This is a genomic window from Pseudomonas sp. Pse1, assembly GCF_024519635.1.
GTDB lineage: Bacteria > Pseudomonadota > Gammaproteobacteria > Pseudomonadales > Pseudomonadaceae > Aquipseudomonas.
In genome coordinates this window covers 1-18,586 of record NZ_JALJRO010000017.1, presented here as the reverse complement: position 1 = coordinate 18,586, position 18,586 = coordinate 1, and the positions used below count along the sequence as shown (strand labels likewise).

The following is an 18,586-nucleotide window of genomic DNA, read 5'->3' as shown; positions in this document are numbered from 1 at the left end:
TGCAATCAGGACTCCAGGGAACCGTCGAGGGTTTTCAGCGGGCCGTAGAGGTTCGGGCGACGATCGCGGAACGAACCCCAGGCGCTGCGGATGTGCTCCAGCTCATCCAAATCAAAACTGTGCACCAGTATGCCTTCTTCGGTCTGATTGAGCTCTTCAACCTTCTCGCCGAACGGGTTGGCGATGAACGAGGAGCCGTAGAACGTGATGTCGTAGCCGTCCTGCTCTTCGTTGCCGATACGGTTACTGGCGATCAGCGGCATCAGGTTGGCGCCGGCATGGCCCTGCTGCACGCGCTGCCAGTGGTCACGGGAGGAGATGGTCTGGTCATGGGGCTCGCTGCCGATGGCGGTCGGGTAGAACAGGATTTCCGCGCCGAGCAGCGCCATGCTGCGGGCGCATTCGGGGAACCACTGATCCCAGCAGATACCGACGCCGATCTTCGCGTATCGGGTGTTCCAGACCTTGAAGCCGGTATCACCCGGATTGAAGTAGTACTTTTCGTGGTAGCCAGGGCCATCCGGAATATGGCTTTTCCGATAAATCCCGAGGTTGCTGCCATCGGCATCGATGATCGCGATGCTGTTGAAACGGGCGCGGCCAGCCAGCTCGTAGAAGCTGATGGGCAGTACCACCTGCAGTTCTTTGGCAACTTTCTGGAAGTGCTTGATCGCCACGTTGTCTTCGACCGAGGTCGCCAGCTGCAGGTAATCCGGGTTCGGCTTCTGGCAGAAGTACGGGCTCTCGAACAATTCCTGGATCAGGATGATCTGCGCGCCCTTGCCTGCGGCCTCGCGGACCAGCTTCTCGGCGGTCTCGATGTTGGCTTCAAGGTCCCAGGAACAGGCCATCTGGGTAGCAGCGACAGTAACGATACGACTCATGAATCATCTCCCGGGCGGGTGCAGAGGATCGAGTATGGCCTCGACCGATGACAGAAATGGGGACGTCCGGGCGTGGCAGTCCACAGCCCGGCGTCAGGCGACTTTATAACCGATAAAAATCGGCTTTAGAAGCTTCCAATATTCATTTCGTCAGAAATACACAGATTTAAGCCGATATTAATCGGCTTAAATTGCCCGTGAAAAACGCCTACAACCCCTCATCCAGCACTTTGGACAGCATGTCGACGAAGAAATCCACGCTTTGGCGCGAGGTCACCATCGGCGGCTTGATCTTCAGGATGTTGAGGTAATCGCCGGTGGGCTGCATGAAAATCCCCAACTCGCGCAGGCGGTCGCAAAGCAATGTGGTTTCCTCGGTGGCCGGCTCCAACGTCTCGCGATTGCGGATCAACTCCACCCCCAGGTAAAAGCCCGAACCGTGCACCGCACCGACCAGCGGATGGCGTTCGATCAAGGCTTCCAGGCGCTCCTTGAAATAGCCACCGACGACCTGGGCGTTTTCCCACAGTTTTTCTTCGTGCATCACGTCGAGCACCGCCATACCGATCCGGCAACTGACCGGGCTGCCGCCAGCCGAGGAGAAGAAATAGCCTTCGGCTTCCAGCGCTTCGGCAATTTCCCGGCGGGTGATCACCGCGCCCAATGGCTGGCCGTTACCCATGCCCTTGGCCATGGTGATGATGTCCGGCACCACGCCCTGCTCTTCGAAGCCCCAGAAGAACTTGCCCATGCGCCCGTAGCCAACCTGCACCTCGTCGGCGATGCAAACGCCGCCCTGGGCGCGCACCAGCCCATAGACCTGCTGCAGATAACCCGGCGGCAGTGAGATCCCGCCGGCATTGCCGTACACCGGCTCGCAGATGAACCCGGCCAACTGGCGCTTCTGCTCGGCAATTTTCGCCAGGTTGTGCTCGACGCTGCGCACGTAATCAGGCGCGCTGTCCGGGCCTCGGAATTCGCCACGATAGCTGTTGGGCGCGGTGACCGGATGCACCCAGTCCGGACGGCTGCTGAGTGCTTGCGGGTTGTCGGCAATCGAGGTCGACACCGCGTCCGCCGCCACCGACCAGCCATGGTAGGCCTCGAGCACGCTGAGCATGTCGCGGCCGCCGCTGTAGGCCCAGGCCAGGCGAATAGCCAGGTCGTTGGCCTCGGTGCCGCTGTTGACCAGGAATACTCGGTCCATCGAGTCCGGTGCCAGCGCCAGCAGACGCTCGGAGAATTCGGCAATCGCCGCGTAGTGAAACCGCGAGTTGGTGTTGAGCAGCGACCACTGGCGGCTGGCTTCAGCGGCCATGCGCGGATGACCATGACCCAGCACGGCGACGTTGTTGAGCATGTCCAGGTAGGAGCGGCCTTGCATGTCGATCAGGTGGTTGCGCCAGCCGCGTTCGATGCGCGGCGGGTCGACGTAATAGTGTTTTTGCGAACGGGCAAAACTGGCATCGCGGCGGGCCAGCAAGGTGTGCGGATCGAGCTCGGCCTCGGCATCGCAGGCCAGCCCCAACAGCGCCGCCGGTGACGGGCACAGGGCTTGCCAGGCAGGCGCTCGCGAGGGACTGCAGAACAGCGGCGGATCCAGTTCGGCGCCACGGCTCAACTGCACCCGCAGCGCACCGCGGACCTCACCCAGCACCTGGCCCTTGATCACCGCGGCACCGGCGTGCAGCGACGGATTGACGCCCCACAGGCGCACGCTCAACTGCGCGCTGTCCAGCTGCAGATGACCATCGCGGCCCAGGTGCACGATCCCGGCAAACGGCGCCTCGACCGTGGTCCCGTCGGGAACCTGCAGGTCGACATGCAGTGGGCAAGTGTCCGGCTCGACGGCGCTGTCCGGCTGCGTGCGCGACAGGCGGAACTGGCCATAGCGACTGGCCGCCAGGCCATGGACCGCCGCCGCTTCCTGCAGCAGGCGCTGATCGATCCCCTCCTGCTCCCAGTTGCCGGCTTCGAAATGCGCACTCAAGACTCCGAGGTCGATCAGTGCGAACTCACGCCCCACCAGGCTCGGCAGCAAAGGTGCGAAACCCTGGCTGGCGATCACCGGCAGCGACTCACCGACGGCCGTCAGAATGGCGGCTTCCATCAATTCGAACGGCACCGAGGTGGCGACGTGGAAAATCTCCCACTCGTGATTCAGGTTGTCGCGGCTGTACTGGTTCTGCGGATCGATGCTGACCTGCTGCTCACCGCTGAGCACCAGCACCACCGCTCGCGCCACGATCATCGGCCACAGTGCCTGCAACTCTTCGCGGCGCAAGGGATTGACCGCGTGATAGGCGCGCACGGCCGGCAGGATGACCATCGGATCGCCATCAGCATGGTGCAGCAGCGCGGCGCAGGTCACTGACAGATCGGTGATGCGCCAGGTGCGGATCAGGTCGCCAAAATCGATCACCCCCTGTACCTGCCAGTGGCGCTGCTGATCACGCTTCCAGACCACGTTGTCGTCGGTGATGTCCATGTGGATCGCCTGCACCGGCAGCTTCGCCTGTAATGGCTGCAAGCGTCGCTCGGCACGCTGGGCGGCATCGGCCAGGCGGGCGCGCTGCGCTTCGTCGGCGATCACCGGCAGCAGGTGCTCGGTCAGGGCGCTGGCGTGGCGGGCGTCCCACTGCAGGGTGCGCTCGAGGCCAGGATGATCGAAGCCCGCCAAGGCGAGGTCCATTTCCCCACAGAGTTGGCCGAACCCGGCGACCACTTCGTGGCCAAGGTGGTCGAGGTGGGTCAGCGACTGGCCTTCGATGTAGTCGAGCAAACGCACATGCAGGGATTGCCCGGCCAGTTCGAGGGTCAGCAGGTCCTGGCCGTTCTTCGCGGCAATCACTCGTGGTACGTGCAGGCCGGGGTGTGCGCCGAGGTGCTTGAGTGCCGCGTGCTGGGCCTCGAGCTCCAGCGCCGCGTAGTCGCCCCGGCAGACTTTCAGGACGAAACGGCCCTGGTCGCTGTCGAGCCGATAGTTGAGATCCTGCTGGCTGCCCAACGATTTCAGCGTTCCGCTCAGGCCGTAGTGCTCTTGCAGCAGCTCCAGCGCCTGCTCGGCGGTGACTTGCGGACTGGCCAGACTGGCGCGATGAATCAACGTGGCGAGCAACATGACGACCCCTGGATTTTTTGTAAGGCGCCTATATCGCCACTGCTCGGGGCGATACGCAACCCCCGGCAGCGGTCAGTGATCGGGCGCCCGGCACGCCGGTGACGCGCCTGGACCTCGCGACACGCTATGATTTACAGGCTCAGACGTCCGTTGCGCGCGTGTTTCGCCGAACCAGCCTAGGCATAATGCACCCGTACCCTCAGGCGACACCCGATGCCCATGACCCCAGCCCTCCCCCGCAGACCCCGTTGGCGCAGCCTGGCGTTGCTCGCCCTGTGCCTGGCACCCTTGCTCTGGCCGCTGGAGCAACTGGCCGAGCGTTACTACCGCAGTGAACTGGCCGGGCAGAACCGCCAGACCCTGGATCTCTACGTCGCCAACCTGCTGGGCACCCTGCATCGCTATGAGGTGCTGCCACAGATCCTCGGCGACCTGCCGGCCCTGCGCGCCGTGCTCGGTGCGCCGGATGACGGCGTCACCCAGGGCAACGCCAACCGCTTCCTGAAGAACATCAGCGCCCAGACCGGCGCCGAGGTGATGTACCTGATGGACACCCGGGGCAATACCCTGGCCGCCTCCAACTGGGACAAAGCCGACAGTTTCATCGGGCGCAATTTTTCCTTCCGACCCTATTTCAGTGAAGCCATGCAAGGCCGCCTTGGGCGCTTCTTCGGTCTCGGCACCACCTCGACCAAACGCGGCTACTACTTCGCTGCTGCGGTGCGCGATGGCGAGGACATTCTTGGCGTGCTGGTGATCAAGGTCGACCTCGACCACACCGAAAGCCTGTGGGGCAAGACCCCGGAACAACTGCTGGTGACCGACCACAACGGCGTGGTCATCCTCACCTCGCGGCCCGACTGGCGTTTCCGCGCCACCCGCGAGCTGACCGCCGAAGAACGCGAGGCCATCGCCGGCGTACAGCCTTACCCGACCCTCGATCCGCGCCCGCTGCTGATCAACCGCGACGCCTGGCTGACCCAGACCCAGCAGATCGATGAGACCGGCTGGAGCGTCAGCATCCTCGCGCCACGCACGCTGATCGATCGCCCGGTGCGCAACGTCGTGGTGATCGGCGGCGCGACCTTACTGGTGCTGATGTTGCTGCTCGGGCTGCTGATGCAGCGCCGCCGGCATTACTTGCAGCGCATCGACTTTGAAGCCCGGACCCGACGCGAACTCGAAGCACGAGTGGCCGAACGCACCAGCGACCTTGAAGGCCTCAACCGCCGCCTCAAGGAAGAAGTGCTGGAACGTGAGCAGGCGCAGCAGGAGCTGGTGCGCGCCCAGGACGATCTGGTGCAGGCCGGCAAACTCTCGGCGCTGGGTACCATGTCAGCGAGCATCAGTCACGAACTGAATCAGCCACTGGCAGCGATTCGCAGCTATGCCGAGAACGCGGAAATCCTCCTCGACCATCAACGTACCGACGATGCCCGTGGCAACCTCAAGCTGATCAGCGAACTGACCGGGCGCATGGCCTCGATCATCGCCCACCTGCGCGCCTTTGCCCGGCGCGACCGCCACGCCCCGGAAAGTGTCGCCCTGCAACCGGCCCTGGACGATGCCCTGGCGCTGTTGGCCAAGCGCCGCCGGAGCATGGAAGTGGAGCTGATCCGCGACCTGCCGGCGGCCGCGTTGTGGGTCGAGGCTGGCGAAACACGCCTGCGCCAGGTGTTGGGCAATCTGCTGGCAAATGCCCTCGACGCCCTCACCGAAAAAGGTCCGCCGCGCAAACTCTGGCTGAGTGCCGAAACCACCGATGAGGGCGTCAATCTGTACATCCGCGATAACGGCCCGGGCTTCTGCATGGAAGCCCTGGGCCGCGCCAGCGAGCCGTTTTATACCACCAAGACCCGCACCCAGGGCCTTGGCCTCGGGCTGGCCATCTGCGAAACCCTGATGCGCGCCTTCGGTGGTGAACTGTCGTTCGCCAACCACAAGGAAGGCGGCGCCTTGATTACCCTGCGGCTACGCGCTGGTGCACCCGGTGTCAGCCTGCAACCCTCCGAGGACCGCAGTGAATGAGTATCGACGAGCGGATTGAAGTCATCCTGATCGACGACGATCCCCATCTGCGCCAGGCGCTGAGCCAGACGCTCGACCTGGCCGGCTTGAAAATTCTGCCGCTGGCTCAGGCTCAGGGCCTGGCTGTGCAACTGGGTCGTGACTGGCCGGGGGTGGTGGTCAGCGACATCCGCATGCCGGGCATGGATGGCCTGGAACTGCTGGCCGAGCTGCACGCCCAGGACCCGGAATTGCCGGTGCTGCTGATCACCGGACACGGTGATGTACCGCTGGCGGTACAGGCGATGCGCGCCGGTGCCTATGACTTCCTGGAAAAACCCTTCGCCAGCGATGCCTTGCTCGACAGCGTGCGCCGCGCCCTGGCCCTGCGCCGCCTGGTCCTGGAAAACCGCAGCCTGCGCCTGGCCCTGAGCGATCGCAATGAGCTGAGCACGCGACTGATCGGCCAATCGTCGGCGATGCAGCGCCTGCGTGAGCAGATCGGCGCACTGGCCCCCACCAAGGCCGATGTGCTGATCCTCGGCGAAACCGGGGCTGGCAAGGAGGTGGTGGCCCGCGCCCTGCATGATCTCTCGGGCCGACGCAACGGCCCATTCGTCGCGATCAATGCCGGTGCGCTGGCCGAGTCAGTGGTCGAGAGTGAGCTGTTCGGCCATGAGCCGGGCGCCTTCACCGGCGCGCAAAAGCGCCGCATCGGCAAGTTCGAATTCGCCAATGGCGGCACGCTATTTCTCGATGAAATCGAAAGCATGAGCCTGGATGTGCAGGTCAAGCTGCTGCGCTTGCTGCAGGAGCGGGTGGTCGAACGCCTGGGGGGCAATCAACTGATCCCGCTGGATATCCGCATCATCGCCGCGACCAAGGAAGACCTGCGCCAATCCGCCGATCAGGGACGTTTTCGCGCCGACTTGTACTACCGCCTGAACGTCGCGCCATTGCGCATTCCCCCTCTGCGTGAGCGCGGTGAGGATGCACTGGTGATGTTCCAGCACTTTGCCAATGAAGCCAGTGAACGCCACGGCCTGGCGCCCCACGAACTGCTGCCGGGACAGCGTGCCTTGTTGTTGCGCCACCCATGGCCGGGCAACGTGCGCGAACTGCAAAACGCCGCCGAGCGCTTTGCTCTGGGCCTGGAACTGGCGCTGGATTCGAATGCCGTCGATGGCAGCCCGGCGCCGCAACAGCAGGTAACGAGCGGCAACCTCAGCGAACAGGTGGAAAGTTTCGAGAGGAACCTGATCGCCGCCGAACTGGCGCGCTCCCACAGTTCACTGCGCAGCGTCGCGGAGGCCCTGGGGGTGCCGCGCAAGACCCTGCATGACAAACTGCGCAAGCACGGCCTGAACTTTGCCGATGCCGCCCAGCACCACGCCGACGAACTCGACTGAGCCGTGCCGATCAATCTTTTGCTTGAGGCCCCTGCATGAACCGCGACAGCCGTTACCTGGAATCGATCCTGCACCACGACATCCCCCTGACCCGGGAGATGGGCCTCACGGTGCTCGACTGGCAGGACCAGCAACTGCGCCTGCACCTGCCGCTGGCGGCCAACGTCAATCACAAGAGCACCATGTTCGGCGGCAGCCTGTATTGCGGCGCGGTATTGGCGGGCTGGGGCTGGCTGCATCTGCGCCTGCGTGAAGCCGGCATCGAGGACGGCCATATCGTGATTCAGGAAGGCCAGATCAACTACCCGCTGCCGGTCACCGGCGACGCGATTGCCCTGTGCGATGCACCCGATGCGACGGTCTGGAAGAAATTTCTGACGATGTACCAACGCTACGGCCGGGCCCGCCTGACCCTGCAGACGCGGATCGTCAACGCTGGCAGCGATGAATCAGCAGTAACCTTCAGCGGGCAGTATGTGTTGCACCGCTGATAGCCAACCTTCTCTCCTCTGGAAACTGGCTGCCAGCCATGAGATGCGGTGTGGCTGATTGCCTCATCGCGAGCAGCGGAACGCCGCCCGGGCTGCTCCTGGTAGGCTTTGTGGAATGCCGTACACGACGCAGACCTGGAGCTGGCTTGCCAGCGAATCGCCACACCAGGGCGCATCAGGCAAGCCGGCTCCTACAGGTTTGATGAGCGACTTTGAAATCTCAGGCCCGCGCCAGTTCCAGCAGCTTTTCGCGCCACACCGCCTGCGCCGGCAAGGCCAGGAAAAAGGCATTGAGCAACGACTCTCGCGGTGGATAGCTGAACGGAGCGCCGCTCAACTCCAGCACCTCGCCACCCGCGCCTTCGAGCACGCCTTGGGCTGCGGCGGTGTCCCACTGGGACGTCGGCGCCAACCGCGGATAACAATCCGCAGCACCTTCGGCCAGCAGGCAGAACTTCAACGAACTGCCGATGTTCGCCAGCTGCAATTCACCCAGGCTGGCACTCAAGCCCGCCAGCAATCGCTCTTGTTCCGGGCTGGAATGGCGGCGGCTGGCAACCACGGTGAATGCCTCTCCTGCCGGCGGTGTTTCGCGGACCTGGATCGGCAACGGTACAGCGTCTTTGTCTGCGCGCCAGGCGCCGAGCCCGGCACCGCCGAAATAGCAGCGACCGTTGGTGGGCATCGACACCACGCCGAACACCACTCGCCCGTTTTCGATCAGGGCGATGTTGACGGTGAACTCTTCACTGCCGGCGATGAATTCCTTGGTGCCGTCCAGCGGGTCCACCAGCCACCAACGCTGCCAGCCGGCGCGCACGGCTTGGGGAATGTTGGCGTCCTCTTCCGAGAGCACCGGGATACCCGGATCCAGCGCCGTCAAACCGGCGACAATCAGGTGGTGCGCCGCCAGGTCCGCAGCGGTCACTGGAGAATCGTCGGCCTTGGTCAGCACATCGGTACCGCTGCGCCAGAACGGCAGGATTGCCTCACCCGCCTGCAGGGCCAACTCGATCACCGGCGCCATCAATGGATGGGGAAAATTCATGGCTGGAAGGCTCCACGCTGGGTCAGCAGGTCACGGGCCAGATAGAGTGCCGCCAGGGCGCGCCCTTCGGTGAATTGCGGGTTCTGCGCCAGCGCCGCCAGCTCGCGCAGATTGACCCGATCAACGCGCATCGGCTCCGGCTCGTCGCCTTCGAGGCGTTCTTCGTAAAGATCGGTGGCCAGCACCACCTGGATCTTCTGGCTCATATAGCCCGGCGACAGCGACAACTCGGTCAAGTGCTCAAGTTGCCGGGCGCCAAACCCGGCTTCTTCCTTGAGCTCGCGCTCGGCGGCGGCCAACACGTCTTCGCCGGGCTCGATCAAGCCCTTGGGCAATGACATTTCATAGGCATCAGTGCCGCCGCAATACTCCTCGACCAGCACCGCGTGGTCTGCATCGAGCATTGCTACGATCATCACCGCGCCATAGCCTGCGCCCTTGCCAACCAAACGCTCATAGGTACGCTCGACGCCATTGGAGAAACGCAGCTGGACCGCTTCAACGCAAAACAGACGGCTGGTGGCGACGATTTCGCGGGCGAGGACTTCGGGTTTCTGGCGCATGGCGGCTCCTTGACGTGAACGGGTTACTATACCCGGCCTGTCCTGATTGTTTATGTCGGATATTTGTTTACCGCTGGAGAAGTCCGCGATGCCCACACTGCCCTGGCGCGACATCGATACCGTTCTGCTGGATATGGACGGCACCCTGCTTGATCTGCACTACGACAACCATTTCTGGATGGAACACCTGCCCCAGCGCTACGCCGAACTGCATGGCATCAGCCGGGCGATGGCCGAGCTGGAAATGCAGCCGCTGTTCGAGCGCAACGCTGGCCAATTGAAATGGTATTGCCTGGATTTCTGGAGCAGCGAACTGAAACTGCCGGTGCGCGAGCTGAAGCTGGAAACCGCGCACCTGATCGCCATGCGCCCGGACGCCGATACCTTTCTGGCGGCGATCAAACAGGCTGGCAAGCGGGTGATCCTGATCACCAACGCGCACCGCGATTCGCTGTCGCTGAAACTGAAAAGAATTGAACTGGCACCGTACTTCGAGCGGCTGATCAGCTCCCACGACTACGGTTTCCCCAAGGAAAACCGGCAATTCTGGGACGCACTGCAGGCTGATATCGGCTTTGACCCGAGCCGCAGCCTATTCATCGACGACACCCTGCCGATTCTGCGCAGTGCGCGGGATTTTGGTGTTGGGCACTTACTCGCGGTCAGCGTGCCGGACAGCCGCAAGGCACCCAAGGACACGGCCGAGTTTGCGGCGGTGGGGGATTATCGGCAGTTGATCGAAGGGCTCTAGCGACAGCACTCCCACAGAGCGATGGGCACTCTGTGGGAGACGCTGGATGGGTTAGTCAGGAATACGCAGAGTCTGTCCTGGATAGATCTTGTTCACGTCCTTGAGCATGGGTTTGTTGGCTTCAAAAATCTTGTTGTAGTGGTTGGCGTTGCCATACACCGCCAGGGAAATCGCGCTCAGGGTATCGCCCTTCTTCACCACCACAAATCGCGCCGCGGCAACCACCGGCCCGGTCACGGTGATCTGATCGTCGACACTGCCCACACCCTCGATATTGCCCACCGCCAGGAGGATTTTCTCTTTCTCTTCCTGACTGGCGACTTCGCCGGTCACAGTGACCTTGTCACCCTCTACCGTGGCCTGCACGTTGGGATTGCCCAGGCCGACCTTGCTGATGTGTTCCTTCAACTGCTCGCTCGCATTGGCGTTACCCGGTGTCAGCAGATCCAGCAGTTTTTCGCCTGCTTCTTTGACAAAGCTCAAAAGACTCATGGTGCACTCTCCTTGGGTTTCATTGGTCCGGTCGCGAAAGCCTAGACCAACTCTACGTCGTGCGGCTGCCAACCGACCAATGACGCAGGTCAAGCCAGCCGCTAGAATCCGCTCTCCAGCGCGCCGAGGACCGAAGATGGACATCAAACAACTGAAATTCCTCATCGCCCTCGACGAGACCCGGCATTTCGGCCAGGCCGCCGCGCGCTGCCACATCACTCAGCCGACTCTGTCGATGCGCTTGCGCAACCTCGAAGAAGAACTCGACCTGCCGCTGGTCAATCGCGGCCAGCGCTTCGAGGGCTTTACCGCCCCGGGCGAACGGGTTCTGGCGTGGGCGCGCACGGTACTGGCGGCGTGTGATGGCTTGCAGGCCGAAGCCGCCGCCTGTCGCGGCAACCTGGTCGGCACCCTGCGCCTGGGCGTGGTGCCGCTGTCGAGCTTCGACCCTGTGCCGCTGATGCAACAGCTGCATGCCGAGCACCCCAACCTGCGCTTTGAATTGTCGGCACTGAGCTCCGAGCAGATCCTCGAACAACTGGCGAACAACCGCCTCGATCTCGGGGTGTCCTACCTGGAGCGCCTGGACGGTGAACGCTTCGACTCTCTGGCCTTCAGCGAAACCCATATGGGCTTGCTCTATGACCAGCGTTTTTTCAGCTTCGGCGACACCCCCTTGAGCTGGGAGGCACTGATCGAATTGCCACTGGGCATGCTCACCAGCGGCATGCACTTTCGCCAGTCCATTGACCACAATTTCCACAGTCGCGGTTTGAGTCCGCAACCGCTGCTGCAAACCGACGCGGTCCATCAACTGTTGCAGGCGGTGCACGGCGGCCTCTGCTGCGCCGTCATGCCGCTGACCGGCGGCCTGGAGTCCTTGACCGAGCACCTGCGCCTGCAACCCATCGAAAACGCACAAACCCTTAGCCGACTGGGCCTGATCATGCGGCGCAGCGCCCCTCGCTCGGCATTGGCCGAGGCCTGTTTCGCCTTTTACCAACGATCAATGGCAAGCTCTTGATCGACGCCATCTATCGGTAGATCAGTAATAGCAATTAGACGCGACACTTTGTCGCGCATAGGCTGGAAGCTGGATAAACCGCCGCCGGTAACGCCCCATGAATACCAAGCGCCCGACCTGCGCGGCGCCCGCCGCCGAAACGGCCGCGCCCGCCGCCAGTCAGAACTACCAGTACTGCAACCTGGATCGCGACGAATCCGCCGACACCGCGCTGGCGGAGGAAGTGGCGCTGGCCATCGCCTACAACGGCATCAGCCAGGCGGTGATGCTGGTGACCCCCAGCGATCTGCAGGACTTCATTGTCGGCTTCAGTCTGGGCAGCGGTATTGTCAGTGAGCTGGCGGACATCTACGACATTCAGCTCAGCGGCAGTGGCTCGGCGCAATACGCTCAGGTCAATATCGCCAGCCGCGCGTTCTGGCAGCTCAAGCGCCAGCGTCGGCAATTGGCCGGGACCAGCGGTTGCGGACTGTGTGGGGTCGAGGCGGTGGAACAGGCCCTGCCCCAACTCGAAGTATTACCCGGCGCGCCCTTGCCGCCCGCGCAGTGGCTCGACGGCCTGCGCCAGCGCATCAGCGCCTTCCAACCTTTGGGCCAGCACTGCGGCGCCGTGCATGCGGCGGTGTTCATGAACGAACGTGGCGAGTTGCTGCTGGGCCGTGAAGACATCGGCCGACACAACGCCCTCGACAAGCTGATCGGCGCCCTGGCCCGGCAGAACATCCCGACCGCCGGCGGGCTGGCGATCGTCACCAGCCGCTGCAGCCTGGAATTGATCCAGAAAGCGCTGCGCGCCGGCATCCAGACCCTGGTCAGCCTGTCGGCGCCCACCGGCCTGGCCGTGCAATGGGCGCGTCGACACAACCTCAATCTCATCCATTTGCCACAGAAAAACGCCCCACGGGTCTACAGCCCGGCGTCGGAGAATCAAGCGTGAGCCAACACCGTCAAGCCGACCAGACACCCGTTCCGCGTTACAAACCCTACAAAGGTCCGGCCGGTGGCTGGGGCGCGCTGAAAAGCGTTGCCCAGGCCTGGTTGACCAGCGACAACGCGCTGAAAAACCTGCGGATGATGCTCAAGACCAACAAGAACGGCGGATTCGACTGTCCGGGTTGCGCCTGGGGCGACTCGCTGGAAGGCGGCATGGTGATGTTCTGCGAAAACGGCGCCAAGGCCGTCAACTGGGAAGCCACCAAGCGTCGGGTTGATCCGGCGTTCTTCGCCAAACACAGCGTCACCTCGCTGCTGGCGCAGAGCGACTACTGGCTTGAATACCAGGGCCGCATCACCGAACCCATGCGTTACGACGCCGAGACCGACCGCTACCAGCCAATCAGCTGGGACGCTGCCTTTGCTCTGATCGCCAAACACTTGCGCGGTCTGTCGAGCCCCAATCAGGCCGAGTTCTACACCTCGGGCCGGGCGAGCAACGAAGCGGCGTTCCTCTATCAATTGTTTGTGCGCGCCTATGGCACCAACAACTTCCCCGACTGTTCGAACATGTGCCATGAGGCCAGTGGTGTGGCGCTGTCGCAGAGTGTGGGCGTCGGCAAAGGCACCGTGACCTACGCCGACTTCGAGCATGCCGATGCGATTTTCGTCTGGGGCCAGAACCCCGGCACCAACCACCCACGCATGCTTGAACCGCTGCGCGAAGCAGTGAAGCGCGGCGCGCAAGTGGTGTGCATCAACCCGCTCAAGGAACGTGGTCTGGAACGCTTCCAGAATCCGCAGAAGCCAATCGAAATGCTCACCAACGGCGACAAGCCGACCAACACCGCGTACCTGCGCCCGGCACTGGGCGGCGACATGGCGCTGATGCGCGGCATGGCCAAGTTCCTTCTGCAATGGGAACGCGATGCGCAAAAGGCTGGCGCGCCGGCAGTGTTCGATCACGCCTTTCTCAATGAGCACAGCGTCAATCTGCTGGACTACCTGGCCGTCGTCGATGACACCCCGTGGGAGCAGATCGTCCAGCAATCCGGCCTGAGCCTGGTGGAAGTCGAGCAAGCAGCACGCATGTATGTCACCGGCAAGAAGGTGATCATGTGCTGGGCGATGGGCATCACCCAACATCGTCATTCAGTGGCGACCATCCAGGAAATCGCCAACCTGATGCTGCTGCGCGGCAACATCGGCCGCCCCGGCGCCGGCCTGTGCCCGGTGCGCGGCCACAGTAACGTGCAGGGCGACCGCACCATGGGCATCAACGAGCGGCCACCGGCGGCGTTTCTCGATGCGCTGGAGAAACGCTTCCAGTTCAAGGTGCCACGGGACAACGGCCACAACGTGGTCGAAGCCATTCACGCGATGCTCGAAAAGCGTTCGAAAGTGTTCATCGCCCTCGGCGGCAATTTCGCCCAGGCCACACCGGACAGCCCGCGCACCTTCCAGGCCTTGAGCAACTGCGAGCTGACGGTACAAATCAGCACCAAGCTCAACCGCAGCCACCTGGCCCACGGCAAGGATGCGTTGATCCTGCCGTGCCTCGGGCGCACGGACATCGACCTGCAAACCGAAGGCGCACAAGCGGTGACGGTAGAAGACTCGTTCAGCATGGTGCATGCCTCTAATGGCCAGTTGGACGCGCTGTCCCGGCAAATGCGCTCGGAACCTGCCATCATCGCGGGTATCGCCGCCGCTACTCTGGGCGACACGCCGGTGGACTGGAATTGGCTGGTGGGCGATTACCGACGCATCCGCGAGTTGATCGCCGAGACCATTCCGGCCTTCAAGGACTTCAACCAGAAGATCCAGCATCCGGGTGGCTTCTACCTGGGCAACAGCGCCGGTGAGCGACGCTGGAACACCGCTTCCGGCCGCGCCAATTTCCGCCCCAATAGCCTGCCCCTCGACCTGATCCACGAACGTACCCGCGCAACAGGACAGTCGCCGGACCTGATCATGCAATCAATGCGTTCCCACGATCAGTACAACACCACCATCTATGGCCTCAATGATCGTTACCGCGGGGTCAAGGGTCAGCGCGATGTGCTGTTCGTCAACGAAGCCGACATCATTCGCCTGGGCTTCAAGCCAGGACAGAAGGCCGATATCGTATCGCTGTGGGACGATGGCGTGGAGCGGCGAGTGAAGGGCTTCACGCTGCTGGCGTTCGACATTCCGGCAGGACAGGCAGCCGCCTATTACCCGGAAGTGAACCCGCTGGTGCCACTGGAAAGCATCGGCGATGGCAGCCATACGCCGACCTCGAAATTCGTCGCGATCCGCCTGGAAGCGGCCAGCGACAATGGCTTGATCCTCAGCAAATCGGCGTAAACATCGCCCACAAAAAAGGCCGCTTTATGGGGAAAGCGGCCTGTCTCAAGTAACCATAGACCTGCGAAAATCCATTAAGTTCCCTCTATAAAACAATAACTTAGCTAATTGTGCACAAGTCGTGTTACTCGTCGGATTCCGATTGTAACGATGCTGTCACAGCCTCAGGATCGCCTCGTCATCCCTTTGAGGCTCCTCTATGAAGTTCTCCTCGATTCTCTTGTTGTCCCTTGGCCTGATCAGTGGCGTCGCGTCAGCTGGAGGCACCACTGAAGCAGGTGTGGGCGGCGCATTGGGCGGGGTTCTCGGCTCAGTCGTCGGTCAGTCGCTGGGCGGCAATACCGGCTCGACCATTGGTGCCGCACTGGGCGGTGCGGGTGGTAGTGCGGTGGGTGCCAACAAACACAGCCGTGGCGAAGCAGCCATCGGCGGCGCGCTCGGCGCGGCAGGCGGCAACGTGGTGGGCCGCAGTGTCGGTGGCAGCACCGGCAGCCTGATCGGCGCCGCTGCCGGTGGTGGTGCCGGTGGTGCACTGGGTAACTACATGGGTAACAAGTACGACGACGAAGACCGTGATGACGGCCGTCGCTACCGCGGTGGTCGTGACGACCGTCGCTACTACCGTGACGGCCACCCGGGCCGCGGTCATGCCTACGGGCATCGCAAGCACAAGCATCGCCACTATCGCGACTGATGAATCAGTGAATTGCCAAACGAAAATCGCAGCCCTCGGGCTGCGATTTTTCGTTACACCAGCCGCTGCAACGCCTCGCGCAACTGGTCAGGAATCGGCACTGGCTGATTCGACGACCGATCGACAAACACGTGAACAAAGCGCCCTGCCGCGCAGGCGTCCTCCTCTCCCGCCTTGAACACCGCCAATTCGTACTGCACCGAACTGTTGCCCAGCTTGCCGACGCGCAAGCCGATCTCGATGCGCTCGGGAAAGGCAATCGAGGCAAAGTAATCGCAGGCCGAACTGACCACGAAGCCGACCACCTCACCGTCATGGATATCCAGGCCACCGACTTCGATCAGGTAGGTGTTCACCGCCGTGTCAAAGAAGCTGTAGTAGGTCACGTTGTTCACATGTCCGTAGACATCGTTGTCGTGCCAACGCGTGATGATCGGCTGGAAGTGTTGGTAGTCGGAGCGTTGCGGCATGCGGTCGGTCATAGGGTTTCCTGGCAATGAATGGGCATCCAGCGATCACCATAGTCAGGCCGCCACGCTTTTTGAAGGGATAACCCTGATGGCCGCCATTCAGCCGCTGGATGCACTGGCCGCCAGATGGCTCTGGGCCCAGGCCCGCACTTCGGCATAGGGATAGTCCTCCAGCGCCGCGAACCCCGGAATTGCCCTGGCCTTGAGCCGGGTAAACAGCGGCACGCTGATTCCGCAGAGGAAGCGCGTCAGTCGCTCCGCGCCAGGTGCCTGGCCGCAGTGGCTTTGGTGCTTGTGGATAAAATCGCCACATAAGGCATCAAAGTTTTTATCCACAAGCGCCGGCAATTTGGGCGGCGGTGGCAAATGAGCGACCTGCCCCAGGCACACCGAACAATGTCCGCACTGTTCGGGAGCCTTGTCGTCGCCGAAGTAGTGCGCCAGGCGCTGGCCGAGGCAGCGCTCGGTCGCGAACAGATCGAGCATCGCGTGGATGCGGGCAATTTCCGTGCATTCGTGTCGGGTGAAGTAGGCAAACAACTCCAGACTCACTGCTCGCGCATCGAAGTCACCCTGCAGCAGGCTGTAGACCTCGGTCATCTGTTTGCTTTCCAGTTCTACCCACCCCTTTTCCTGAAAGTAATCCAGAGCCTTGACCACCCGGCTGCGCTCCGCCTGATGCTGCAAGTACAGCGCGTCGAAATTCACCGTGGCCCAGGTTCGCTTACGATCGGAAGTCTGGATGATGGCCCGGACAAATTCCCGGCGCTCGCCCTCGAACCGCGCGAGCAAATCCTCCGGCTCCAGCAGGTATTTGAACCGGTACTCGGCAAAGTAGGCATAACGCGGCGCAATCAAGCGCTTCAATTCAAGCTGCACCAGCAAGGTCTTGAGCGGCAACTGACGGATATTGCTGTGATCGGCCAGCGGCCCCAGCAAAAATTCCCACTGCGCGTCCGGCGCGGCCGCCAGTAACTCATCCAGCACATGGCGGATGCCATCCAGTTCCGGTGTGTCGCCATACACAAAGTTTTCCAGGACATTCAGGCTGTCGCGATTGGCCAGCACCAGGCAATCGGAGGGGAGTCCGTCACGTCCGGCGCGGCCGATTTCCTGGCTGTAGTTTTCGATCGATTTCGGCAGGTCGAAATGCACCACGTTACGGATATCGCTCTTGTCGATCCCCATGCCGAAGGCGATGGTGGCGACGATGCAATTGGACTCCCCGGCCATGAATCGACGCTGGATCGCCTCGCGCTGCTCGTGGGGCAATCCAGCGTGATAAGCCTGCGCCTCGAGCCCGTTGCGGGTCAGGTGCTCGGCAATCTGCTCGGCGGTTTTCTGCAAGGTGACATAGACGATGCTCGGTTGCCCGGCACGCGGGCTCATCCACTCCAACAGACGGCGACGCTTGTCCTGGCCGCGCACGGGTTCAACCAGCAAGTTGAGGTTGGGTCGGTAGAAACCGGTGGTCACCACATCGCCAGCGTCAATGGCGAATTTTTCCTGCATGTCGGCAATCACCTGCGGCGTGGCGGTGGCGGTCAACAGCAAGGTTTGAGGAATGTTGAACTGGCGCTGGTAGTCCGGCAGCTTCAGGTAATCCGGACGAAAATTATGCCCCCATTCTGAGATGCAGTGCGCCTCGTCCACCACCAGCAAAGAAATAGGTACTTGCTGAAGGAAGTGCCGGAAGCGCTCGTTCTTCAGGCGCTCCACGGAAATCATCAGGATCTTCAGCTCACCGCTGCGCGCCCGTGCCATCACCTCATTGGCGTCGTCACGGCTCTGCGCCGAATCGATACTGCCGGCGGTAATCCCGTGGCGCTGCAGAAACGCCAGTTGATCCTGCATCAACGCCAGCAACGGCGAGACCACCAGCGTCAGATGCGGCAACAGCAGAGCCGACAATTGATAACACAAGGATTTGCCAGAGCCGGTGGGGAAAATCGCCGCCGCCGAACGCCCGGCCAGAACTGCACTGATCGCTGCCTCCTGGCCGGGACGAAACTGTGGATAACCAAAGACCTGTTGGAGGGTGTGGTGCATATGCGGTCACTCCGTTGACGGCTGCGGTGTCGAAAGCCTAGCGGGCGAACGCAACACGTCGAGAAAAGCTCGGGGTCAAAAAGATTCCGGATGATACAGGGAGAAAGTCCCACCGCCCGCGTTGCATGGGCCTTGAATAATCTGGCACATCACCAAGAAATGCCTGACTCAACCTGACTGGATTAGCGCAGCGTATTGCGCACAGTAACCCACATGAACGTGGGAAACCCGAGTGGTTGCCGCCCGGGGACTGTCAGATTTTTTGTGTGCGGGCCGGTAATGGCCTGCCGTCAGGCAGGCC

15 protein-coding genes are annotated in these 18,586 nt (G+C 62.3%); 8 read left to right on the top strand and 7 right to left on the bottom strand.

Annotation, left to right across the window (positions count from 1 at the left end):
- Positions 1-5: 5 nt before the first annotated feature.
- On the bottom strand, positions 6-884 hold the full coding sequence (aguB, locus tag NR126_RS21595; RefSeq protein ID WP_027617286.1) for an N-carbamoylputrescine amidase: 879 nt from the start codon (positions 882-884) through the stop codon (positions 6-8).
- 208 nt (positions 885-1,092) lie between these two features.
- Positions 1,093-4,005 (bottom strand): aminotransferase, encoded by a 2,913-nt coding sequence (locus tag NR126_RS21590; protein WP_256831230.1) that lies wholly within the window; start codon positions 4,003-4,005, stop codon positions 1,093-1,095.
- A gap of 219 nt (positions 4,006-4,224) precedes the next feature.
- Between NR126_RS21590 and NR126_RS21585 the strand changes: the two genes are divergently transcribed.
- Genes NR126_RS21585 through NR126_RS21575 form a run of 3 tightly spaced genes read left to right on the top strand, consistent with a single transcriptional unit; the run spans position 4,225 to position 7,912 of the window.
- On the top strand, positions 4,225-6,033 hold the full coding sequence (locus NR126_RS21585) for an ATP-binding protein (protein WP_256831454.1): 1,809 nt from the start codon (positions 4,225-4,227) through the stop codon (positions 6,031-6,033).
- Complete coding sequence (locus NR126_RS21580) at positions 6,030-7,421, top strand: sigma-54 dependent transcriptional regulator (RefSeq protein WP_027617283.1); 1,392 nt, start codon at positions 6,030-6,032, stop codon at positions 7,419-7,421. Before NR126_RS21585 ends, NR126_RS21580 begins: the two co-directional genes overlap by 4 nt.
- 35 nt (positions 7,422-7,456) lie before the next feature.
- Complete coding sequence (locus tag NR126_RS21575; RefSeq protein ID WP_105754102.1) at positions 7,457-7,912, top strand: YiiD C-terminal domain-containing protein; 456 nt, start codon at positions 7,457-7,459, stop codon at positions 7,910-7,912.
- Between the two features lie 220 nt (positions 7,913-8,132).
- On the opposite strand, the gene cysQ is transcribed toward NR126_RS21575, so the two are convergent.
- Positions 8,133-8,960, bottom strand: coding sequence for a 3'(2'),5'-bisphosphate nucleotidase CysQ (gene cysQ, locus NR126_RS21570; protein WP_256831227.1), 828 nt, complete (start codon positions 8,958-8,960; stop codon positions 8,133-8,135).
- Positions 8,957-9,523 (bottom strand): ADP compounds hydrolase NudE, encoded by a 567-nt coding sequence (nudE, locus tag NR126_RS21565; RefSeq protein ID WP_027617280.1) that lies wholly within the window; start codon positions 9,521-9,523, stop codon positions 8,957-8,959. Before nudE ends, cysQ begins: the two co-directional genes overlap by 4 nt.
- 88 nt (positions 9,524-9,611) lie before the next feature.
- Between nudE and yrfG the strand changes: the two genes are divergently transcribed.
- Complete coding sequence (gene yrfG / locus NR126_RS21560) at positions 9,612-10,274, top strand: GMP/IMP nucleotidase (RefSeq protein ID WP_256831222.1); 663 nt, start codon at positions 9,612-9,614, stop codon at positions 10,272-10,274.
- A gap of 51 nt (positions 10,275-10,325) precedes the next feature.
- Here the strand turns inward: yrfG and lysM are convergent, their stop codons facing one another.
- Entirely contained in the window at positions 10,326-10,766 is a 441-nt protein-coding gene (lysM, locus tag NR126_RS21555; protein ID WP_027617278.1) for a peptidoglycan-binding protein LysM, read from the bottom strand.
- A gap of 136 nt (positions 10,767-10,902) precedes the next feature.
- Here lysM and NR126_RS21550 point away from each other — a divergent pair, with 136 nt between their 5' ends.
- The 4 genes from NR126_RS21550 (at position 10,903) to NR126_RS21535 (ending at position 15,766) form a co-directional block, all read left to right on the top strand.
- A complete protein-coding gene (locus NR126_RS21550) occupies positions 10,903-11,790 on the top strand; it encodes a LysR family transcriptional regulator (RefSeq protein ID WP_027617277.1) in 888 nt (295 codons plus the stop codon).
- 97 nt (positions 11,791-11,887) lie between these two features.
- Positions 11,888-12,727, top strand: coding sequence for a formate dehydrogenase accessory sulfurtransferase FdhD (gene fdhD, locus NR126_RS21545; RefSeq protein ID WP_105754105.1), 840 nt, complete (start codon positions 11,888-11,890; stop codon positions 12,725-12,727).
- Positions 12,724-15,072 (top strand): FdhF/YdeP family oxidoreductase, encoded by a 2,349-nt coding sequence (locus NR126_RS21540; protein WP_256831219.1) that lies wholly within the window; start codon positions 12,724-12,726, stop codon positions 15,070-15,072. Before fdhD ends, NR126_RS21540 begins: the two co-directional genes overlap by 4 nt.
- 199 nt (positions 15,073-15,271) lie before the next feature.
- Positions 15,272-15,766 carry a glycine zipper domain-containing protein gene (locus tag NR126_RS21535; protein WP_105754106.1) on the top strand — a complete coding sequence of 165 codons (495 nt, stop codon included), beginning with the start codon at positions 15,272-15,274 and terminating at the stop codon, positions 15,764-15,766.
- Positions 15,767-15,819: 53 nt separating this feature from the next.
- Here NR126_RS21535 and NR126_RS21530 read toward each other — a convergent pair whose 3' ends face one another.
- Positions 15,820-16,248 carry a thioesterase family protein gene (locus NR126_RS21530; RefSeq protein ID WP_027617273.1) on the bottom strand — a complete coding sequence of 143 codons (429 nt, stop codon included), beginning with the start codon at positions 16,246-16,248 and terminating at the stop codon, positions 15,820-15,822.
- 87 nt (positions 16,249-16,335) lie between these two features.
- Entirely contained in the window at positions 16,336-18,285 is a 1,950-nt protein-coding gene (locus NR126_RS21525; RefSeq protein WP_256831217.1) for an ATP-dependent DNA helicase RecQ, read from the bottom strand.
- Positions 18,286-18,586: the final 301 nt, after the last annotated feature.